We start from the raw sequence: 19,800 nt of genomic DNA on the forward strand, positions 1-19,800 counted from the left end.
AACCGGGCTTTTTATTGAGAGTGGGCTTATTTTTTAAACATCCCCATAAGATCCCAAGGATATTCAGTGATAATACGAAGTTCATTAACATCATCAGAGAAGCCAGAAGAACGATAGATAGCATAGCGAACACGCACGCTTAGATCTTTAGCAGGTCCTTCTTGTACAACGTATTTTGCTTCAATATTGTGTTCAGATTCAGTGACCTTACCACCTGATTTATTGCTATCACGTAAGTATTCAGAAATATTAGTGCCACGAATATAACGAGTCATAAAGCTTAAACCAGGGGCACCATATTTACTCATATCAAGATCATAACGTGCTTGCCAAGAGCGTTCATTTTCATTATTAAAGTCTGAATACTGTACCGAGTTGGCTAAATAAATAGCACCACCACCATCAACCCCATATGGGTTGCCTGGGCCATCGCCTGTAACGCGTTGATGAGCTAAAGTAAATTTATGGGCATCATAAGTATAAGAAGCTTGCAAACTCCAAACATTAGAGTTGATTTTATCACCGTTATATACTTGGCGACTTAAGTGTTTAACGGGCCCTTGGCTCTTAGTATTGTAGTAATTAAATGAAAAATTGACAGCTTGTTTCTCATCTATTGGGATGGCGTAGTCTAAGCCAACATATTTTTTCTTCCAAAAGTCTTTTACATCTGAGTAGTAAAGAGAAGCTGATAAATTATCAGTAAATTGATAAGTGCCACCAATAAAGTCAGCGCGTTTTAATCCCGTACCTCTATAATTATATAAACCCCAACCGTTATCTATTGAATCGCGATAAGTTTGGTTCATTGCACGTAGTGAGGTAAAATGACCTGCGTTAATGGTGAGATTTTTAATTTCGTTACTGGTTAATAAGAACCCTTCGGCTGTTTCAGGAAATAGACGAGCATCATCAGTAGCAAAAACAGGTGTATCTACGATTTGTTCACCATATTTTAAAGTAGTGTTAGATAAGCGCATTTTTACGGCGCCACTGGCTTTGGCGTAGTTGTTTTCAGCTTTTCCATGACTATCAATAGGCAGTAAACCTGCACCATTGCGTCCTCTACCAGTATCTAGCTTAAAACCATACATACCAAATGCATCAACACCAAAGCCAACAGTTCCTTGAGTGAAGCCAGACTCATAGGTGGCTATAAAACCTTGCGCCCACTCTTCTCGATAACTTTGGCGTTCTTTACCATCCTGTGTCATGTTTGAATTGCTAGAATTACGAAAATCACGATTAAAATAAACGTTACGAATAAGCACATTTAAGTTACTATCTTCTAAAAAACCAGCAGATTCAGCTTGCGCGCTTTGGTTTAGTATAGAATTTGATGTATCTTGTTGTTGTTCAGCGATGGCTATAGTGGGTATGAGGGTTGTGATAGTTACTGCCAGTAAGTTTAATTTAGCTTTGTTCATTCGGTAATTCCCCTATTTAAAGTCATAAGCTAAGTTTTTGTAATGTTGCTCGTTAGACGTCTTATTGTAATGAAAAACTATGTAATAAATTAAGTAAACACTTTTTGTTAAATTTGAAAAAATATTCATATTTCCTCATCCGTTAAAAACTATAGCATTAAACACAGCGTTGTAAAATCGGTAATTAAAGATTTTATGATTTAATGCAATTAGTGTGCCTTATGTGTTTGTTTGTTATAAAAACTGATAATTTATTTATCTATAGTGATTATGTTTTTTAGATTTGTGTGAACAGAAAATCATCTCTACGTGATTTATGTTAGAATTTTTTAAAATGTTTTAAGTAAAATTGTTAACATAGCGTAAACTAAGTGACATACGGTTTTTTATAATAGGAATTAATATGTTTATATTAGATGAGTATTTAAATAAGGATTGTATTGCAATTGGTAATTTTCCGCTTTGCCAGTTATTGTTGAAGAATGATAAAAAATATCCATGGTTTATTTTAGTTCCAAGACGCAATGATACGATGGAAGTATTTGATTTGTTGCCTGATGAGCAACATCAGTTATGGGCAGAAGTAACTGCTTTTAGTGAGTTAGTAAAAGATGTTTTTAAGGCTGATAAGATCAATATTGGTGCATTAGGTAACATTGTTAGCCAATTACATATCCATGTCATAGCACGTTATAAAAATGATGTTGCTTGGCCTCAACCTGTATGGGATAAACTACCTGCAAAACCTTATGAAGAAACTGAAATAGAGGCCATTAAGAAGCAGTTGCAAGAAGTAATGCCTGTTACGTTTTCATTTAAGTGATTAATATGACTGAATTAGAGGCACGTATAACTGACTTGGAAAGTCGACAGGCTTTCCAAGATGACACTATTCAAGCACTAAATATTACCATTGTAAAACAACAACAGTTAATAGACCTTTTAGAAAGAAAGGTACAGTTATTGATAAAAGGGCATAATGAGTTATTAGAGCAGTGGCGTGAGATCGAGGATAGTATACCACCACCTCATTACTAAAAATTGTATTATGTAGGGAACTTATTACCTTTTTAACTTTCTGTTAGTGAACAGAATCCTAAAAATCTGAAAAATAAGTTTGAAGAGAAATAATAAATTTCTCAGATATTTCTCTTTTTCTTATCTCTAGTAACTTTGTTATGGAAAAGAAGCTAATTACTTTACTTAAGCAATTAGTCAGTGATTTACGTGTTTGTTAAAATTAGGTTATAAATTAAGTGATATTTCTTTTAATAAGGGAAGTTTAGCACATTTATGAATGCTTTATTACAACCCTTTATTTGCCCGAGTTTAGATGCTGTAAAATTTGCTATTAAAGTGTCTATTGCAGCAGGTTCAGCATTATTCTTCGCGTTTTGCGTAGATTTAAGTCAGCCACAATGGGCGGCTGCAACTGCTGTCATTGTAGCTCAACCACATTCAGGGATGGTGGTAAGTAAGGGGTTGGCTCGATTAGTAGGCACTATTATGGGAACCATAGTGGCATTATTAATGACAGCACTATTTAGCCAAACACCTTGGTTATTTATTATTGCTATGGCTGTTGGTTTAACTATTTGTACTGCAGCCTCTACAGTGATTCGTAGTATTTGGTCTTATTCATTTGTATTGGCAGGTTATACCACCGCTATTATTGTGTTACCTGATGTCTTTAAGCCACTTTCTATTTTTGATTATGCTATTGCAAGATGTACAGAAATTTGTTTAGGGATTATATGTACTTCTGTAGTGTTTGCTATTTTATGGCCAGTTCGTGTTCATCATGGCTTAGTAACTGAGGCATCTAATACTTGGAAGGCAGGTATGCTATCCGCTTGTTCGGCATTAAAAGGAGAAAATGTTAACGAAAGCTTATTGAATAGCCTTGCTAAAATTGTAGCTGTGGATGCACAGCGTGAACATGCACTGTTTGAGGGCAGCGATGGTAAGAATAGGGCAAAAGCCATCCAAGATATGAGCCATGATATTTTGGCGTTATTAAGGGCTGCAAGAGGAGTAGCAAGACAATGGAAGTTTTTATCGAGAGACAGTGTTGAGCAACTACAACCATGGCTTGATGACTGTATTGAGAAACTAACTATACCTACCCATAAATCTTTAACTCAATTAGCTAAAAGCCTTTATGAAGCTGGTCGAGTTAATAAAGAAATGGAACAGAAAGATATTTTAGCACGATTAGAAATGGTTATTCGTCATGCGATTGCAGCTGGTTTGGATTTAGCCTCGGTACGTAGTGGTAAATTACACAGAAGGGCGAAAGCTACTTATTTATCAATACATAGAGATTATTCATTGGGGTTGTTCTTTGGATTGCGAACAGGCTTAGCTTTTTTTGTGTTGGCTGCCTTTTGGATGCTGTGGGGATGGCCCATCAATGAAGCAAGTGGCGCGTTGATGATGGTAGCGGTAACCTGTAGCTTATTTGCTAATAGAGAAAATGCCGCTCAGATAAGTATGGGATTTTTGCGTGGTATTGGCTACGCGGTAGTTGTGGCTTTTGTCGTGTCTCAGCTTATAATTCCTTCATGGAGTGGTTTTCCATTATTATGGTTAGCTATTGGTGTGCCCTTATTTTTTAGCTCGCTTGGCCTTGTAAAACCTGAGATTGCTGGTACTTGTACTATATTTTCTATTAATATTGTAATGTTATGTCGGCCTGCTAATCATGGCTTTCAGTCCACAGAAATGTTTATCAATCAGGGTTTAGCTATGCCAATAGGTATTATAGCAGCGATGTTGGCATTTCATTTGATTAAAATAAATACACCTTATTGGCAGGGGCGATATATGTTAAGCGCCATGCTAAAGGATTTAAGGAAGTTGACACAAAGTTCAGTGGGTGGTGCAGAAACCTGGTTTGGTGGACGTATGGCAGATCGTTTGATTTTATTAGCACGCCATCGAGAAATAATGGCAGCAAACGCTGAAGAGCGTTGGAATGATGCGTTGCATGTAATGGATATAGGGGATGAAATACTTAATCTACGTAGTAGTTTAATAGGGCAAAAAGTGTTAAGTACCGATTTAGCTGATTATTTAGAGGTGTTAGTGAAAGTATTTGAGAAAGAGCCTGATAGTATTAATACACTACTGTTAGATGAAGCGAGTGAAAAGTTTAAATCAGCTATTAGAAAAAAAGAAGTAGATACTAATTCATTATTAGCATTGTCATCTGTTAAGCAGTTACAGCAAATTTGGTCTGCTTGGAGTCAAGAACAATCTACACAGAAGGAAGAAAGTTATGGGGCTGCATGAAGTAGCTATTGGTGGTATTTATGTTAGTCCACTGCTAGTTTTTGCAATATTAGCATTACCTATTACTAAAGGTGTTTTAATGCTTATTCAAAAAACCTCATTACCACAATGGATATGGCATGAAATGTTGTTTATTTGTGCATTATATTTATTGATTTTTTGTATATTAACATTAATTGTTGGCGTCTTTTTTTAGGGTGAGGTAAGTGTGCGTTCAGTTATACGTGTAGGCGTGACTTTATTTGTAGTAGTGCTTGCTATTATTGCAGCCATTTTATTATGGCGATTTTATATGCTGTCACCATGGACAAGAGATGCTAGAGTCAGAGCAGATATCGTTACTATTGCGCCTGATGTGGCAGGTTGGGTAATAGAGCTTAAGGTAAAAGATAACCAGCAAGTGAATGAAGGTGATATATTGATGACGATTGATAAAGATCGTTATCAGGCCGCTTATGATCAGGCAAAAGCAATTGCTGAGACGAAAAAACAACAAATGTATTTGAAACAACATGAAGCGAAACGTCGTCGTATACTTGGTTCACAAGCTATTAGTGCTGAATTATTGGAAAATGCTCAAATAGAAGCAGCTATTGCTAAAGGTGAGTATGATCAGTCTTTGGCACAACTTGAATTAGCCAAACTTAATTTAGATAGGAGTGTTGTTAAAGCGCCACGTTCTGGACAAATTACTAACTTACAACTGGTACAGGGTAACTATATTAAAGAAGGCCAAGCCGCTATGGCTATTGTGGTGAAAGATTCTTTATATATACAAGCCTATTTAGAAGAAACCAAGTTACCAGGCGTTAAAGCTGGAATGCCCGTAGCTATACGCTTGATGAGTGGTAGCAAGTTATTAAAAGGACGAGTTGAAGGCATTAGTAGTGGTATTACGGATCGTAATGCTACACCAGATGGACAATTATTGGCAGATGTAGAACCTACTTATAATTGGGTTCGTTTGGCTCAGCGTATCCCCGTGCGTATAGAGTTTGACGAAATACCTGAAGATATACATTTAGCAGCAGGTATGACGGCAAGTGTAAGGATTGGGGAACCAAGATTTGCTGATTTATTTATTTTATGGTGACAGTATACAGCTTCTCGCATAATGCAGGGATGGGAGAAACTGTTAAAGACAAGAGTAAATTAACCAATAGCTACTTTAGGTAATTCAGCCATTTCTATTGCAACACTTTCATTTGGCAATAAAGCAGTTGCATCACCTACTACAATACGTTTATTACGTTGATTAAATACCTTTGTTGATAAACGTACTTGATTTTTAGGTAATTTTTCTAATACTTCAATTTCAATTCGTAAGGTATCGCCTGCATGAACAGGACGTAGAAATTCTAAGGTTTGTGTTAAGTAAACTGAACCAGGCCCTGGTAGATGGCAAGCCATCGCTGCGCTGATAAATCCTGCACTTAACATTCCATGTGCAATAGGTTTTTTAAAGTTAGTAGTAGCTGCATATTCTGCATTTAAATGAACAGGGTTGTTATCTCCAGATGCTGCAGCAAATAATAATATGTCTTTTTCTTCTACATTTCTTTCGATAGTAGCTTTTTGTCCAACCTCAATGGCATCATAAGTAATAGTTTGAATTATATTTGGCATGGTTTACTCAGTGTAATGTCAATTAAATCATTCATTTTAACTAAAATTAAGCACTAGTTTAAATAAAATTGTTGTTCGTTTTGGTTTGGTTAAGCAATATGAGAGCTTTATTAAATGTTTTATTAGTTTGAAATAAACAACTATTAGTTAATATCAGTCGCTGGAAATGATATAATTTAATATTACATAACTAAAAAATAGTTAAGTTAATGACTCACTTTCTATTAATAGCTATATCATACTAATTTACTAGTTTTGCATAATGATATTCTTATTGATTTTCATTAATAAGAATTAATAAGTAAGGTTTTTTTGTGGCTGAATTAACAACAGAGTTTAGTTACCCTAAACTGGATAAAGTTACCGTAATAGGGTTAGGTCTTATTGGTGGCTCCTTTGCCAAAGCAATAAAGGAGCGAGGGCTTAGTCAACAAGTAATAGGCTTTGATACAAGTACTGTTACTTGCCAAATAGCTATACAAAATCAGGTAATTGACTATTCAGCTACATCACTGGTTGATGCTTGCCAACATGCAGACCTTATTGTATTAGCTATTCCTATTCTAGCATTAGAAAAACTTTTACCACAGTTAGCTGAGCTTGATCTAGGCAAGGCAGTTATTACTGATGTAGGGAGTGTTAAAGGAAATATAGTTAATGCGGTGCGTTTAGCAATGCCAGATCAGTTACCGATATTTGTTCCTGGTCATCCTATTGCGGGTTCTGAGCGTAGTGGTATAGAAGCAGCGAATAGTGAATTATTTATTAACCATAAAGTAATTTTGACACCTACTGAGCAAACCAGTTTATCAGCTTTACAGCTAGTCACAGATATTTGGCTGGCATTGGGTGCTAATGTTGAACAGATGTCAGTTGAGCATCATGATGAAATTTTAGCAGCTACTAGTCATTTACCCCATTTATTAGCCTATGGCCTAGTAGATTGTTTAGCAAAAAATCATGATAACTTGGATATTTTCCGTTATGCCGCAGGAGGTTTTCGTGACTTCACCCGTATTGCGGGTAGTGATCCTATCATGTGGCATGATATTTTTCTGGCAAACAAAAAAGCAGTACTCGCTGTTTTAGATAGTTATATGCAAGAGCTAAATGAACTCTATAAAGCTGTTGAAGAAAAAAACGGTACACAATTATTAGATGTATTTACTCGAGCAAAAGCAGCCCGTGGACATTTCAATAAGATTTTAGAAGAAAGAGCGAATATGAACAATAAATCTCAACAACAATCAGATTTAATTTTTATTGCTAAACCCGTTAAACAATTATCAGGTCAATTACAAGTTCCAGGTGACAAATCCATTTCACATCGCTCTATTATTTTTGGTTCTCTAGCGGAAGGTGTAACCACCGTTGATGGCTTTTTAGAGGGTGAAGATGCACTGGCTACTTTACAAGCCTTCCGTGATATGGGCGTGATTATTGAAGGACCAGAGAATGGCAGAGTGGTTATTCATGGTGTTGGTATGCGAGGTTTAAAAGCACCTTCTGGAGCAATGTATTTAGGCAACTCAGGTACTTCAATGCGTTTATTAGCAGGTTTATTATCTGCGCAATCCTTTAACTCGATATTAACAGGTGATACTTCTTTATCGAAACGCCCTATGAATCGTGTGGCAAAGCCGCTTAGAGAAATGGGTGCTGTTATTGAAACAGGTGCAGAGGGAAGACCTCCCTTAAGTATAGAGGGCGGACATCTTTTAACAGGTATGCACTATGATATGCCAATGGCGAGCGCACAAGTTAAATCATGCCTATTATTAGCGGGTATGTATGCTTCAGGAGAAACATCTGTTACTGAGCCCGCTCCTACCCGAGATCATACTGAGCGTATGCTAAAAGGCTTTGGCTATCCTGTTCAAGTTGATGGTGCAACGGTGACGATTAAACCAGAAGGTAAATTAACAGCAACCAATATCCATGTACCTGCTGATATTTCTTCCGCCGCGTTCTTTTTAGTAGCTGCAACCATTGCTGAGCAGGCAGATTTAACATTGACCCATGTAGGCGTTAATCCAACACGTACTGGTGTTTTAGATATTTTGAAGCTAATGGGCGCAGATATTACCCTTGAAAATGAAAGGGAAGTGGGTGGAGAGCCTGTTGCTGATATCAGAGTACGTAGTGCAAAATTAAAAGGTATTCAAATTCCTGAAGATCTAGTTCCTTTAGCCATTGATGAGTTTCCCGTATTGTTTGTGGCTGCTGCTTGTGCAGAGGGTACAACGATATTAACAGGGGCTGCTGAATTAAGAGTAAAAGAATCTGATCGTATCCAAGTAATGGCTGATGGTTTAATTACTTTAGGTATTAAAGCAGAGCCAACACCTGATGGCATTATTATTGAAGGTGGGCAACTAACTTCAGGCGAAGTGTGGAGTCATGAAGATCACCGCATAGCAATGTCTTTTGTCGTTGCCTCTATTCGTGCGCAAGGTGATGTTCGTATTCGTGATTGTGAAAATGTAGCTACCTCTTTTCCCAATTTCTTAGAGTTGGCTCAGCAATGTGGTATTAATGTAAAACAGGAGTAAAGCCGATGGCAGTAGAGCAAATACCACTAATCACCATCGATGGGCCTAGTGGTTCTGGTAAAGGAACCATAGCTACATTGCTAGCTAAACGCTTAGGTTATAATTTGTTAGATTCTGGTGCTATTTATAGGGTGTTAGCAACAGCCGCTGAAAAGCATCAGATTGCTTTAGATGATGAATCGGCATTAGTTCAGTTAGCAGAAGATTTAGATGTTGTTTTTAAGGTTGATACAAACCAAGATAAACAGTGTATTTTATTAGAAGCTCTAGATGTTTCAGATAAGATTCGTACTGAATCTGTAGGTAATTGCGCTTCTAAAGTAGCTGCTTTACCAAAAGTAAGAGAGGCTTTATTGCAACGCCAAAGAGCATTTTTAACAATGCCAGGCTTAGTTGCTGATGGTCGCGATATGGGAACTATTGTATTTCCTAACGCTCCTTTGAAATTCTTTTTAACTGCCAGTGCTGAGGAAAGGGCTAGAAGACGCCATATTCAGTTGAAAAAAGCAGGTGAAGATGTTATATTGGGGAGTCTTATTGATGAAATTAGAAAGCGTGATGAGCGTGATACTAATAGGTCAGTTGCTCCTTTAAAACCTGCTGCTGATGCTATTACCATAGACTCAACCACACTAACGATTGAACAAGTGTTGCAGGAAATTTTAACTGAAGTATCGAAGCACACTATTTTTCATTAATTTAAAAGTAATTTTTTCATACCAAAGAAACCAGCTAAAGTTCTTTGGTATTTTATTAACTAACCCGTATTTAAGCTGGAAATACGGTTAGACGATTTATCGTCTTTAACTACAGGTATGAACATGAGCGAAAGCTTTGCAGAACTTTTTGAAGAAAGTCAAAAAATCCAATTAATGCAGTCTGGTTCTATTGTAACAGGGACTGTGGTTGATATCGCCGGTGACTGGGTTATCGTAGATGCTGGATTAAAATCTGAAGGTTTTATCCCTTTAGAGCAATTTTTAAATGAACAAGGTGAAGTAACCATTAAAGTGGGTGATGACGTTCAAGTAGCGTTAGAAGCTGTTGAAGATGGTTGGGGTGAAACCAAGCTTTCCCGTGAAAAAGCTAAGCGTGCTGAATCTTGGCAAACCCTTGAAGCTGCATTCGCTGCCGAAGAAGTGGTTAAAGGCCTTATCAATGGTAAAGTTAAAGGTGGCTTTACAGTTGATGTAAATGGTATTCGTGCTTTCTTACCAGGTTCATTAGTAGACGTACGTCCTGTACGTGATACTTTACACCTAGAAGGTAAAGAGCTTGAGTTTAAAGTTATCAAGTTAGATCAAAAACGTAATAACGTTGTAGTTTCTCGTCGTAGCGTATTAGAAGCTGAAAACAGCGCTGAGCGTGAAGCATTATTAGAGAACTTACAAGAAGGTCAAGAAGTTAAGGGTACTGTTAAGAACTTAACTGACTACGGTGCATTCGTTGATCTAGGTGGTGTTGATGGTTTATTACATATCACTGATATGTCTTGGAAACGCATCAAGCACCCATCAGAAGTAGTTGCTGTTGGTGATGAAATCGATGTTAAAGTATTGAAATTTGATCGTGATCGTAACCGTGTATCTTTAGGCTTAAAACAATTAGGCGAAGATCCATGGATCGCAATCAAAGCGCGTTACCCACAAGGTACTCGTGCAATGGCACGTGTTACTAACTTAACCGACTATGGTTGTTTTGCTGAGTTAGAAGAGGGTGTGGAAGGCTTAGTTCACGTTTCAGAAATGGATTGGACTAACAAAAATATTCACCCATCTAAAGTGGTACAAGTGGGCGACGAAGTTGAAGTTCAAGTGTTAGAAATTGACGAAGAACGTCGTCGTATTTCTCTAGGTATCAAACAAACTAGAACTAATCCATGGGAAGACTTCTCCACTCGTTACAACAAAGGTGACAAAATCACTGGTAATATCAAATCAATCACTGATTTCGGTATCTTCATTGGTTTAGAAGGTGGTATCGATGGTCTAGTGCACCTATCTGACATCTCTTGGAACGAAACAGGTGAAGAAGCTGTTCGTAACTACAAGAAAGGTGATGAAATTGAAACTATCATCTTATCTGTTGATGCAGAACGTGAGCGTATCTCTTTAGGTATCAAACAACTTGAAGCTGATCCATTCCTTGATTATGCTGAAACCCATGATAAAGGTACAGTAGTTAAAGGTACTGTGAAAGAAGTGGATGCTAAAGGTGCAATTATCACTTTAGCTGAAGAAGTTGAAGGTCAACTAAAAGCTGCTGATATCTCTCGTGAACGTGTTGAAGATGCACGTACAGTGTTGAAAGAAGGTGAAGAAGTTGAAGCGAAGATCACTAACGTTGATCGTAAATCTCGTGTAATCACTCTTTCTATCAAAGCTAAAGATGTTGAAGAAGAGAAAGATGCACTTAAAGAACTTCGTAAACAAGACGATTCAGCACCAACTACATTAGGTGACTTATTCCGTCAAAAGTTAGAAGATCAAAATAACTAATTGATCGGCTAATTAAGTAAAAAAGGGCGATTTATTCGCCCTTTTTTATTATCTTATAAGTAACTTTAGTACAACAGCGATAATGTTTTTAGCACAAATAAAAGTTAATTGTTTTTTTTCATAAATATCTGCTGTTTTTTAATAGAAAAAGCTTTACAAAAATTAAAAAACCTCTATAATGCACAACCCATAAAGCCGGTATAGCTCAGTCGGTAGAGCAACTGACTTGTAATCAGTAGGTCCCGAGTTCGACTCTTGGTGCCGGCACCATATATAAAGCCTAGTTAATTGATTTAACTAGGCTTTTTTATTTTAAGCTACTTTGAATTGCTAGTTTAACCCTTATTTTAGCTTTTTAAGCTTAAGCTATAACCAATAGGCTTGCAGATGGCCTCGTGAAGCTAATGATTGGGATGGTAGTTCACCAAATAATGTGTGATAGTCTATTGCAAACTGACTCATATGCCAAAATCCCCAAGCCATAGCTGCATCTTGTACAGTTTTATGTTTCGAATAACGGCTTTCTAACTCTCTACGTACAGCATTCAGCCGAATTGCTTTAAGGTATATATTAGGGCTGATTCCCCAAATAGCATGGAAACAATTTTGTAGTGTACGTCGACTCACATGAAGATATTCGCAGAGATTAGCCACAGTAATAACATCTTGTGGATGTCCTAATACATAATCGCGGGCTTTGGTAACAATTTTTTGATAGTTTTCTCTTGTACGAGAGTGTTTATTATCCACTTGGTGAGAGTTGAGTAATAAACCTGCTAGGCTATCTAATAAATCTTGTCGAAGTGTATTTAATGTAGCAGGGTTAGTTGTTAATTCTGGATGTTGTTCACCTGCAATTAATGCTTGTTGAATTAGATGACAAATATATTGTTTCTGTAAGGCGTTAACTTGCAGTGTTGTATTACGCATAAGTGGCAATAAAGTGTCTTGTTGTTCTTTATAGAGGCAGCTTATATGCTTCGTTAACAGTTCTAGATCTACCACCAAGCCCATAATTGTGTAGTCATCAGGAGTATTTAGTTCAAATTCTTTGCCACCTTCTCGAATAGCAATTGTTTGCTGTGAAATCGCTTGCGAGCCAATATAACCTTCTGTGGTTTCTGTATCTGGTGGAATACCTAACCAAACAGCATTTGGCCAAACCATACATGATTGACGTAATGCGGAGCTAGTGTATTCTTTGAAGAATTGTACACCTTCTAACCAACACTCATCTAACTGTCCGATAAATTGGCCAGGTTTTAATTGGTCGTAGAGTTGCTGCCATGCAGTGATATTACAAGCATGTTGATAAACGTCATCTGTTTTACGCACATTGACATTATGTAAATCAACAATGGGCGTAAAATTTTTTTCCTCAACAGCTGACTTTTCGTCGATAGGATCAACGATTAAATGGTGTAAATCTATATCCCTGATTTTATGATTCATAACAACCACCATAGATAACAAGAACCGTTATCTATACTATAGCAGTTGTTGCCATAAATCTCTATGGGGTCTAGGCACAACCATACTATATACAAGTAAGCCTTTTTCTCCTGCATTAGCACTGGCAGTGTTGACCGCAGTAGTTGTGTCAGCCACATCACCTGTTAACACTAAGTAACACTTTCCTCCAATACCGAAGGCCATATGAATTCTAATCAATGTTACATTGGCGGCTTTTACTGCACTATCAGCCGCTTCAATACAAGCAGCGACACTATAGGTTTCTACAACACCTAATGCTTGTTGTGAATCAACTTGTGTTACACCGCTAATAGCAGGTAATACAGAATGGTGAATATTAGGTAAGATAAATTGATCAACTAATAGATGACCACCTTCCTCAGCGCCTACTTCTACTGATTGCTTAACAGCCGCTACATCACCACCTACCATGACAATATATTTGCCTGGACAGATGGTTTTGGCAGTGAGTAAAGTAACCTCAGCTGTTTTTAGCATTGCATCAGCCACTTGTATACCTTTAGCAATGCTATTTAGTTCTACTAACCCAATTGCATGATGCATTTATTAAGACTCCTGAGCAATAACAATATTTTGGTCATCAATTTGTTGTACAAAGCCTGTGATACTAGCATGGAGAGGTACACCAAGTTGCCCTTGTGCCATTTCAGCTAATAATTGCCCTTTGGTTACTTTATCACCTACTTGAACAATTGGTTTTGCAGGTGCACCAATGTGTTGTCTAACAGGTAAGGTTACTTTAATAGGCTGCCAACTGGTATCTAACCAAGGTGCTTTATGGTTCACTTTGTCTAAATCTAAACGTGTGATAAGGCGTTTAATAGGCAGTAAACGATAGCGTGCCATTGGATCTGCAGGGCGAAGTTCGCCTTCATAGCGTCCACCTTGTTCACGGAATTGTTTCTTTAAGGCTTGATTTAAACGCATAGGCGAAATATCAACAGGGCAAGCGTAGGCTTCACAAATTCCACATTCTGAGCAGGTCAGTGCTGATAATAAAATAGAGGCTTCATCTGCTTTTTGATAGTTAACAGCACGTACAATGAGATGGGGGGGTAATTCATGACCAATTAAATGACGTGGACATAGTTCGGTACATAAACAACATTGTTCACATACTGTTCTAGCCATTGCTACCACGCTTTGCATATTTTGCGTACGACGACGGATTAATAAATGATCATCTGGTAATACCAATAAACCGCCTGTTGTTTTAGTAACTGGCTCGTCTAATGATTCTACTAAGGCACCCATCATAGGGCCACCATTGATAAAAGCAGGGTTGCTTATAGTAGGGCCACCCGCTAAATCTAATACTTGCTTTAGCGTTGTACCTAGAGGTACGGTTACGGTAATAGGTTGTTTAACCATACCGTTGACGGTTAGGGTACGATCTGTTACAGGCGTTTCATTCTCTACTGCATAGGCAACATTAATTAAGGTCTGTACATTATTTACTACCACACCCACTGATAAAGGAAGGGCAGCAGGTGGTACTCTACGGCCTGTTGCAAGCCAAATAGTGATAACTTCATCACCTGCAGGATAAATATCTTCTAATATATGTAAACGGATATTAGCAGGTAGTAAAGGTTCAAGTTGCTCAATAGCCTCTTGATATTTTGCTTTTAAAGCAATAATGCCTTCTTTAGCACCTGTAGCTTTCATAGCATATTGCAAGCCGCGAACAAGATCATTGGCTTGCCTAGCAGCTAGTTGCTGATCTACTTTTAATAAAGGTTCACATTCAGCACCATTTACTAAATAAATTTCAGCTTCAGCATTTAATTTAACGTGGGTAGGAAAACCTGCACCACCTGCGCCAACAATACCCGCTTGTTGTACACGTTGCCGTATGGTGGCTGCATCAACTTCAGTAATCATTTTTTAGCCTCAATGATATAGTAACGATTACCTTTTCGACGTAACTTACCTTCACCCACACAATTTTTTAATAATGCAGTAATTTCTGCCTTAGAAACATTAAAATGGTTCATCAGATCAGTTAAATTACGGCCTTGTGGATGTTTGGCAATAAGTTCAATAAGCGTTACTTCATTAATCTCATCAGGTTTGGTAACTTTAACTTGAGTAGTTGTTGCAACTACTGGTTTAGCAGCTTTTTCTGGTGCTGCTTTTGGTGTGGTGTTAGCCACTGCAACTTCTTTAGCAGATTTTACTTTTTCAGGCGCAATAGGTTTAGCTGTTGACGCTTGAGGTTCTTTGTCAGCTTTTGGTGCTTGTTGAAAATTAAGTACAAACCATTCAGTATCTGTTTCTGGGCGGCCTATCTCTTTACGTACGATGACTTGACCTAAACGACTGGCTGCTGCTGAACCTGCATCTAATGCGGCACGACAGGCAGCCAGATCACCTTCAATCACTAAAGTAATCATCCCAGGTGGGGTTATGGTTTGACTGATTAGACGCACTTGAGCTGCCTTAAGCATTGCATCGGCAGCTTCAATGCTGGCGGTTAGGCCACTTACCTCCAACAGTCCTAATGCGTTTATCATAGTTACTCCTTACCTAAGATTGGATAGGATTACGACCTATTTCCAAAACAGCTTCAGTAAATGCATCACAGGCAGATTTACAAGCAGCTTGACTACCTCTTAAAAAAGCAGCTGAATAGTTGGTTTCAGAGGGAGGTGGAACATAACAAACCAAATCCACTTCAGCTGCTTTTAATGCTGCATCAATACCATAAGTAGCTTCTAAAGGTGGAGCTACCAAATAAGCAATTGGATCACCTAATGGAATATTAGCCATTTCAGAAAGGTAAGAACCAGTGCGTGATACTACGTGCGCTAAGAAAGCAGTATCTTCTTGGTCATTTGCCCATTGGAAAGCAGGGCCATCTTCAATGGTAGCAATCATCGCGTTTAAACCAGCGCGTACTTCTGCTGGGTTAGGGCCACCCAACATGATTAATACTTCACCAGAGCTTGGTGATGGTGCATGTGCTGCACCTGCGTATAAGGAACGGCCATATACTACTTGCACTTGAGCTTGTTTAGTTGCTTCATCGGCAGCAATATAGGTTACGTCATCAGAGTCAGCTGTTATTAAACCTAAACTACGAATATTATCAGGTAGTTTTAGCTCTTTGCGAAAATCGTTTTGTAAAGAGGCGATTAATCTTACCGCTTTAACACTGGGTTTTATGAGGTCTAATGTAGGCATGATATTGCCTCCTTATTAACGGGTTAAGCCAATGCCAGAAGCTTTTTTATCTAGCATGCGTTTAACTAAATCAACAATAACTGCTGCTGCTTCTACTGGTGGTGTACCTGCACGGTGAATATTGGAGATACAGGTTCTATCTGCTTCAACAGTATTCGCTACCGTTGGGCTATAAACAGCGTAGCAAGATAAACTTTCAGACTGGCCTAAACCAGGTCTTTCACCTACTAATAACACTACCGTTTTAGCACCTAGTAATTCGCCAATTTGGTCTTCAATTTTTACACGACCATAACGAACGAAGAAAGGAGTACCTACATCTAAACCAGCACTTTGTAAACCTGCTAATAGAGGTGGTAAGATTTCTTCATAGTTAGCAAGGATAGCATCTGTTGATAAACCATCTGAAATAACTACTTGTACTTGAGGGTTCTTTTTACATTTCTCAAGTAAGGTTTTAACAGACTCATCACTTAAAACACGTCCCATATCTGGGCGAGTTAAGTATTGATCTTTATCGCTAACCTCAGATTGTAGCTCTAGTAAACCTTGTTTTTGTACCCATTCTGCTGGTACTTCTTTAAGTACAGTATCTTTTGAACGAGAGTGGTCAGCTAAGAAACGTAATAATGAGTTTGTTCTTGGTCTAACACCAGCGCGACCTGAGCCAACACGTGCCGCAGTATTACTTTTAAGTGATTGTAATACTTCAAGATTGTGTGGATGTTGTACACCAATCCATTGTTTAGCTTCTTCAGAACCTAAATCAAGGGTACAACTTTCAGCACTGGTATTGGTTGCTTGAGAACCATTTTGTGTTGTAGTAAAAGATGTACTATTACCTTTTATATCAAGCTTGCTCATCACTTCGCGAACAAGCGCATCAATTTGTCTTTGATCCATGATTTTTCACCCCTCTTAGAAGAATATAGAAGCATCGCCAGCAATACTGGTTAAGCGGCCGTTACTCATAAGTCCCATACTTTCTAACCAACGCTCAAACTCTGGAGCAGGGCGTAGATTAAGAAGCTGGCGAACCATGGCTGTATCATGGAAAGCAGAGGTTTGGTAATTGAGCATGATGTCATCACCCAAAGGCATACCCATAATATAGTTACAGCCTGCTGCTGCTAATAAAATAGCTAAGGTTTCGTTAACATTTTGGTCAGCATTCGCATGGTTGGTATAACAAGTATCACAACCCATAGAAATACCACTTAATTTACCCATAAAGTGATCTTCTAAACCAGCACGCATAATTTGACGGCCATCATAGAGATACTCAGGGCCAATAAAGCCAACCACAGTATTAACAAGGAATGGATCATAGTGACGAGCTAAACCGTAGTTGCGCGCTTCCATTGTTACTTGGTCAGCACCATAATGAGCATTGGCAGAAAGGGCTGAGCCTTGTCCTGTTTCAAAGTAGAAGAAGTTACTACCTGCAATACGGTTATACTCTCTACCTACTGCTTGAGCTTCATCTAACATTTCTAGGCTAATACCAAATTCTTTTAAGCCTTTTTCACTACCACAGATACTTTGGAAGATTAACCCGCCATGTGCACCTTTGCGGATGGCTTCCATTTGAGTAGTAACGTGACCTAATACACAGCCTTGAGTAGGGATTTTGAATTTATCAATGACTTCATAGATGGTATCTAATACCCGACGTAAGTTTTCAACGTCGTCTGTTACAGGGTTTACACCAATAACAGCATCACCTACACCGTAAGATAAACCTTCATAAATTTGTGCTTCAATACTCTTAACATTGTCACGTGTATCATTGGGCTGTAAACGACCACTAAAATGACCTGGTAAACCAATGGTATTATTGGCTCTTTTAACTACAGGCATTTTCTTACCACCATAGATCAAGTCACCGTTAGAACATATTTTAGCGACTGCAGCAACTACTTCAGATGTTAAGCCTTTACGTAAGTAAGCTATATCATCACAGGTTGTTTCATCACTAAGGATATATTCGCGTAACTCGCCAATAGTCCAGTTTTTGATGGTGTTATAGGAAGTTTCATTAACACTATCTTGAATTAAACGTGTAACGCAGTCTTCTTCATAGGGAACCACAGGGTTCATACGAACATCTGCGACAGTCATTTCAGATAGCACTTGCTTCGCCGCTACGCGTTCTTGTGATGAAGTAGCAGCAACACCTGCTAAAACGTCACCAGAGCGAGGCTCATTAGCTTTTGCTAAAACTTCTTTAACATCTTTAAATTGATAGCTTTGACCAAAAAGCTGGGTTTTAAGTTTCATTAATTAAACTCCTTTAGGAAGGAAATGCCAGTGATTTGACGGTGATTGGTACAATTTCTCCGCCAAATAATGGATTGCCAATATCAATATAATCGCCTTCTCGGGTTACTACTTCATCAATGACTGCCAATGTTCTACCCCCTAAGTGTGGTTGTAGTAACATCCCTAGTACCTTACCGAGATCCTGACGAGCGATCACGATAAGTGGCTGAGAATTAGGATAACGTTGTGAGAAATTGCCCAGTGCTTCAACACATAATTGAATAGCCTGATAAGTTACAGGCACATCAGCAGGAAGTGTTAATGCATAAGAGTCAGTTTCAGCAGATAAATCATGTTGTGTTAGTGCTTGTTGCCAAGCTGTACAAAGCTCCTCTGGATTAAGTGATACACCATTTATTCTGGTATGCATAACTGGAATATTACGAATAGGTAAAGGAACTTGTTTTAACCAAATAGTACTACCAGAGAGTGATAAGGTATGGGCACCTGCACCAATAACAGTAGCTCTAATAGTTTGTTTAGGAGCTTTTAAAGGTAACTTGGCAAAACCTATATGTTTTGTAATAGCACGCGCAAGTAATGGACCAATATCCCCAAACTTGAACAGTTGCTCATCACTCACAGGTTGATAAACACAAGTACCAACTCCACCTGAAATAGTTAATGCATTTAATAGCCCAGAGGTGGGGAGGGCATCTGTCATTAAAAGTTGTTTAGCTAAGTCAGAAGGTTGTCCAATAGTTACTTGATAAAGTAGATCAGCCATTAACTCTGTCACTTGTACAAGTTGCTGTCTATTAAGGGTCAATGGGTCTTGATTACCAAATAGCGCTTGGCAAACTAATTTACCAGGCGCATGGGCACGTATCACACGACCCTGTTGATCTGTTTCTAATAAACGACCACCAATGTTAAGACATGCAGAGTCAACAACCTCACCATCTTCAAATAATACATAGTTAGCAGTACCACCACCAATATCAATATTTAATACACGGCCAATGGTAGTACGTGATAATTCGCTAGCCCCTGAACCTTGTCCTGCAATAATTGATTCTAAATGTGGGCCTGCGGTAGCTACAACAAAGTTGCCTAGGGTTTCTGCTAGTTTTAATACCGCAGGGCGTGCATTACGTGCTTTGGATGTTTCACCAGTAATGATGATAGCACCAGACTGAATTTCTTCAGGGGTAACACCCGCAATACGGTACTGATCTAAAATAAATGACAATAGCTCTTCTTCACGAATACGTCCCTCAAAATCAATAGGTGTAAAGATTACAGGGCTTTCATAAAGAATTTCGCGTTTAGTGAATTCATAGTGAGGTACTTGTGATACAGCAGCACGATTTACTAACTCTAGGCGAGAGAAGATCACCTGAGTAGTTGTCGTACCTATATCAATACCTACACTACGAATTACTGTGCTAGCCATTTTAA

The 19,800-nt window shown here is 38.3% G+C and carries 18 protein-coding genes and 1 tRNA gene; 9 read left to right on the forward strand and 10 right to left on the reverse strand.

Annotated features, from left to right (window positions below):
- Positions 1-26: 26 nt before the first annotated feature.
- Positions 27-1,427, reverse strand: coding sequence for an OprD family porin (locus JHT90_RS05605; RefSeq protein ID WP_201095067.1), 1,401 nt, complete (start codon positions 1,425-1,427; stop codon positions 27-29).
- Between the two features lie 403 nt (positions 1,428-1,830).
- Here JHT90_RS05605 and JHT90_RS05610 point away from each other — a divergent pair, with 403 nt between their 5' ends.
- The 5 genes from JHT90_RS05610 (at position 1,831) to JHT90_RS05630 (ending at position 5,814) form a co-directional block, all read left to right on the forward strand.
- Positions 1,831-2,250 (forward strand): HIT domain-containing protein, encoded by a 420-nt coding sequence (locus tag JHT90_RS05610; protein WP_201095068.1) that lies wholly within the window; start codon positions 1,831-1,833, stop codon positions 2,248-2,250.
- Positions 2,251-2,255: 5 nt separating this feature from the next.
- Positions 2,256-2,465 (forward strand): SlyX family protein, encoded by a 210-nt coding sequence (locus JHT90_RS05615; RefSeq protein ID WP_201095069.1) that lies wholly within the window; start codon positions 2,256-2,258, stop codon positions 2,463-2,465.
- Between the two features lie 255 nt (positions 2,466-2,720).
- Positions 2,721-4,721: an FUSC family protein gene (locus tag JHT90_RS05620; protein ID WP_201095070.1), complete on the forward strand. Its 2,001-nt coding sequence runs from the start codon at positions 2,721-2,723 to the stop codon at positions 4,719-4,721.
- Complete coding sequence (locus tag JHT90_RS05625; RefSeq protein WP_201095071.1) at positions 4,708-4,917, forward strand: DUF1656 domain-containing protein; 210 nt, start codon at positions 4,708-4,710, stop codon at positions 4,915-4,917. Before JHT90_RS05620 ends, JHT90_RS05625 begins: the two co-directional genes overlap by 14 nt.
- A gap of 12 nt (positions 4,918-4,929) precedes the next feature.
- Entirely contained in the window at positions 4,930-5,814 is an 885-nt protein-coding gene (locus tag JHT90_RS05630; protein WP_201095072.1) for an efflux RND transporter periplasmic adaptor subunit, read from the forward strand.
- A 59-nt stretch (positions 5,815-5,873) separates the two neighbouring features.
- Here the strand turns inward: JHT90_RS05630 and JHT90_RS05635 are convergent, their stop codons facing one another.
- Complete coding sequence (locus tag JHT90_RS05635) at positions 5,874-6,347, reverse strand: MaoC family dehydratase (RefSeq protein ID WP_201095074.1); 474 nt, start codon at positions 6,345-6,347, stop codon at positions 5,874-5,876.
- Positions 6,348-6,661: 314 nt separating this feature from the next.
- Between JHT90_RS05635 and JHT90_RS05640 the strand changes: the two genes are divergently transcribed.
- The 4 genes from JHT90_RS05640 (at position 6,662) to JHT90_RS05655 (ending at position 11,667) form a co-directional block, all read left to right on the forward strand.
- Positions 6,662-8,899 (forward strand): bifunctional prephenate dehydrogenase/3-phosphoshikimate 1-carboxyvinyltransferase, encoded by a 2,238-nt coding sequence (locus JHT90_RS05640; protein ID WP_201095076.1) that lies wholly within the window; start codon positions 6,662-6,664, stop codon positions 8,897-8,899.
- A gap of 5 nt (positions 8,900-8,904) precedes the next feature.
- The gene (gene cmk, locus JHT90_RS05645) at positions 8,905-9,597 is read left to right on the forward strand and encodes a (d)CMP kinase (RefSeq protein WP_201095079.1); all 693 of its coding nucleotides are present in this window, start codon (positions 8,905-8,907) and stop codon (positions 9,595-9,597) included.
- A gap of 123 nt (positions 9,598-9,720) precedes the next feature.
- The gene (gene rpsA / locus JHT90_RS05650) at positions 9,721-11,397 is read left to right on the forward strand and encodes a 30S ribosomal protein S1 (RefSeq protein WP_201095081.1); all 1,677 of its coding nucleotides are present in this window, start codon (positions 9,721-9,723) and stop codon (positions 11,395-11,397) included.
- Between the two features lie 194 nt (positions 11,398-11,591).
- A tRNA-Thr gene (locus JHT90_RS05655) sits at positions 11,592-11,667 on the forward strand.
- 96 nt (positions 11,668-11,763) lie between these two features.
- Here JHT90_RS05655 and eutR read toward each other — a convergent pair.
- The 8 genes from eutR to JHT90_RS05695 are packed head-to-tail and all read right to left on the reverse strand — an operon-like array spanning position 11,764 to position 19,795.
- Positions 11,764-12,849, reverse strand: coding sequence for an HTH-type transcriptional regulator EutR (gene eutR / locus JHT90_RS05660; RefSeq protein ID WP_201095083.1), 1,086 nt, complete (start codon positions 12,847-12,849; stop codon positions 11,764-11,766).
- A 36-nt stretch (positions 12,850-12,885) separates the two neighbouring features.
- The gene (locus JHT90_RS05665) at positions 12,886-13,434 is read right to left on the reverse strand and encodes a BMC domain-containing protein (protein ID WP_201095085.1); all 549 of its coding nucleotides are present in this window, start codon (positions 13,432-13,434) and stop codon (positions 12,886-12,888) included.
- Positions 13,435-13,437: 3 nt separating this feature from the next.
- Positions 13,438-14,775, reverse strand: a complete 1,338-nt coding sequence (locus JHT90_RS05670) for a 4Fe-4S dicluster domain-containing protein (protein WP_201095087.1) — start codon at positions 14,773-14,775, stop codon at positions 13,438-13,440.
- Positions 14,772-15,407 (reverse strand): BMC domain-containing protein, encoded by a 636-nt coding sequence (locus JHT90_RS05675; protein WP_201095089.1) that lies wholly within the window; start codon positions 15,405-15,407, stop codon positions 14,772-14,774. Before JHT90_RS05675 ends, JHT90_RS05670 begins: the two co-directional genes overlap by 4 nt.
- A 13-nt stretch (positions 15,408-15,420) precedes the next feature.
- A complete protein-coding gene (gene eutL, locus JHT90_RS05680) occupies positions 15,421-16,077 on the reverse strand; it encodes an ethanolamine utilization microcompartment protein EutL (RefSeq protein ID WP_201095091.1) in 657 nt (218 codons plus the stop codon).
- A gap of 15 nt (positions 16,078-16,092) precedes the next feature.
- Positions 16,093-16,980 carry an ethanolamine ammonia-lyase subunit EutC gene (gene eutC, locus JHT90_RS05685; RefSeq protein ID WP_201095093.1) on the reverse strand — a complete coding sequence of 296 codons (888 nt, stop codon included), beginning with the start codon at positions 16,978-16,980 and terminating at the stop codon, positions 16,093-16,095.
- Positions 16,981-16,995: 15 nt separating this feature from the next.
- Complete coding sequence (locus tag JHT90_RS05690; protein ID WP_201095094.1) at positions 16,996-18,357, reverse strand: ethanolamine ammonia-lyase subunit EutB; 1,362 nt, start codon at positions 18,355-18,357, stop codon at positions 16,996-16,998.
- Between the two features lie 13 nt (positions 18,358-18,370).
- Positions 18,371-19,795, reverse strand: coding sequence for an ethanolamine ammonia-lyase reactivating factor EutA (locus JHT90_RS05695; protein ID WP_201095096.1), 1,425 nt, complete (start codon positions 19,793-19,795; stop codon positions 18,371-18,373).
- Positions 19,796-19,800 lie beyond the last annotated feature (5 nt).

Source organism: Entomomonas asaccharolytica (assembly GCF_016653615.1).
Lineage (GTDB): Bacteria > Pseudomonadota > Gammaproteobacteria > Pseudomonadales > Pseudomonadaceae > Entomomonas > Entomomonas asaccharolytica.

What these genes read in the sequence shown, in the direction of transcription:
- JHT90_RS05605 (WP_201095067.1), bottom strand. Translation starts at nt 1,427, where the DNA reads ATGAACAAAGCTAAATTAAACTTACTGGCAGTAACTATCACAACCCTC.
- JHT90_RS05610 (WP_201095068.1), top strand. Translation starts at nt 1,831, where the DNA reads ATGTTTATATTAGATGAGTATTTAAATAAGGATTGTATTGCAATTGGT.
- JHT90_RS05615 (WP_201095069.1), top strand. Translation starts at nt 2,256, where the DNA reads ATGACTGAATTAGAGGCACGTATAACTGACTTGGAAAGTCGACAGGCT.
- JHT90_RS05620 (WP_201095070.1), top strand. Translation starts at nt 2,721, where the DNA reads ATGAATGCTTTATTACAACCCTTTATTTGCCCGAGTTTAGATGCTGTA.
- JHT90_RS05625 (WP_201095071.1), top strand. Translation starts at nt 4,708, where the DNA reads ATGGGGCTGCATGAAGTAGCTATTGGTGGTATTTATGTTAGTCCACTG.
- JHT90_RS05635 (WP_201095074.1), bottom strand. Translation starts at nt 6,347, where the DNA reads ATGCCAAATATAATTCAAACTATTACTTATGATGCCATTGAGGTTGGA.
- cmk (WP_201095079.1), top strand. Translation starts at nt 8,905, where the DNA reads ATGGCAGTAGAGCAAATACCACTAATCACCATCGATGGGCCTAGTGGT.
- rpsA (WP_201095081.1), top strand. Translation starts at nt 9,721, where the DNA reads ATGAGCGAAAGCTTTGCAGAACTTTTTGAAGAAAGTCAAAAAATCCAA.
- eutR (WP_201095083.1), bottom strand. Translation starts at nt 12,849, where the DNA reads ATGAATCATAAAATCAGGGATATAGATTTACACCATTTAATCGTTGAT.
- JHT90_RS05665 (WP_201095085.1), bottom strand. Translation starts at nt 13,434, where the DNA reads ATGCATCATGCAATTGGGTTAGTAGAACTAAATAGCATTGCTAAAGGT.
- JHT90_RS05670 (WP_201095087.1), bottom strand. Translation starts at nt 14,775, where the DNA reads ATGATTACTGAAGTTGATGCAGCCACCATACGGCAACGTGTACAACAA.
- JHT90_RS05675 (WP_201095089.1), bottom strand. Translation starts at nt 15,407, where the DNA reads ATGATAAACGCATTAGGACTGTTGGAGGTAAGTGGCCTAACCGCCAGC.
- eutL (WP_201095091.1), bottom strand. Translation starts at nt 16,077, where the DNA reads ATGCCTACATTAGACCTCATAAAACCCAGTGTTAAAGCGGTAAGATTA.
- eutC (WP_201095093.1), bottom strand. Translation starts at nt 16,980, where the DNA reads ATGGATCAAAGACAAATTGATGCGCTTGTTCGCGAAGTGATGAGCAAG.
- JHT90_RS05690 (WP_201095094.1), bottom strand. Translation starts at nt 18,357, where the DNA reads ATGAAACTTAAAACCCAGCTTTTTGGTCAAAGCTATCAATTTAAAGAT.
- JHT90_RS05695 (WP_201095096.1), bottom strand. Translation starts at nt 19,795, where the DNA reads ATGGCTAGCACAGTAATTCGTAGTGTAGGTATTGATATAGGTACGACA.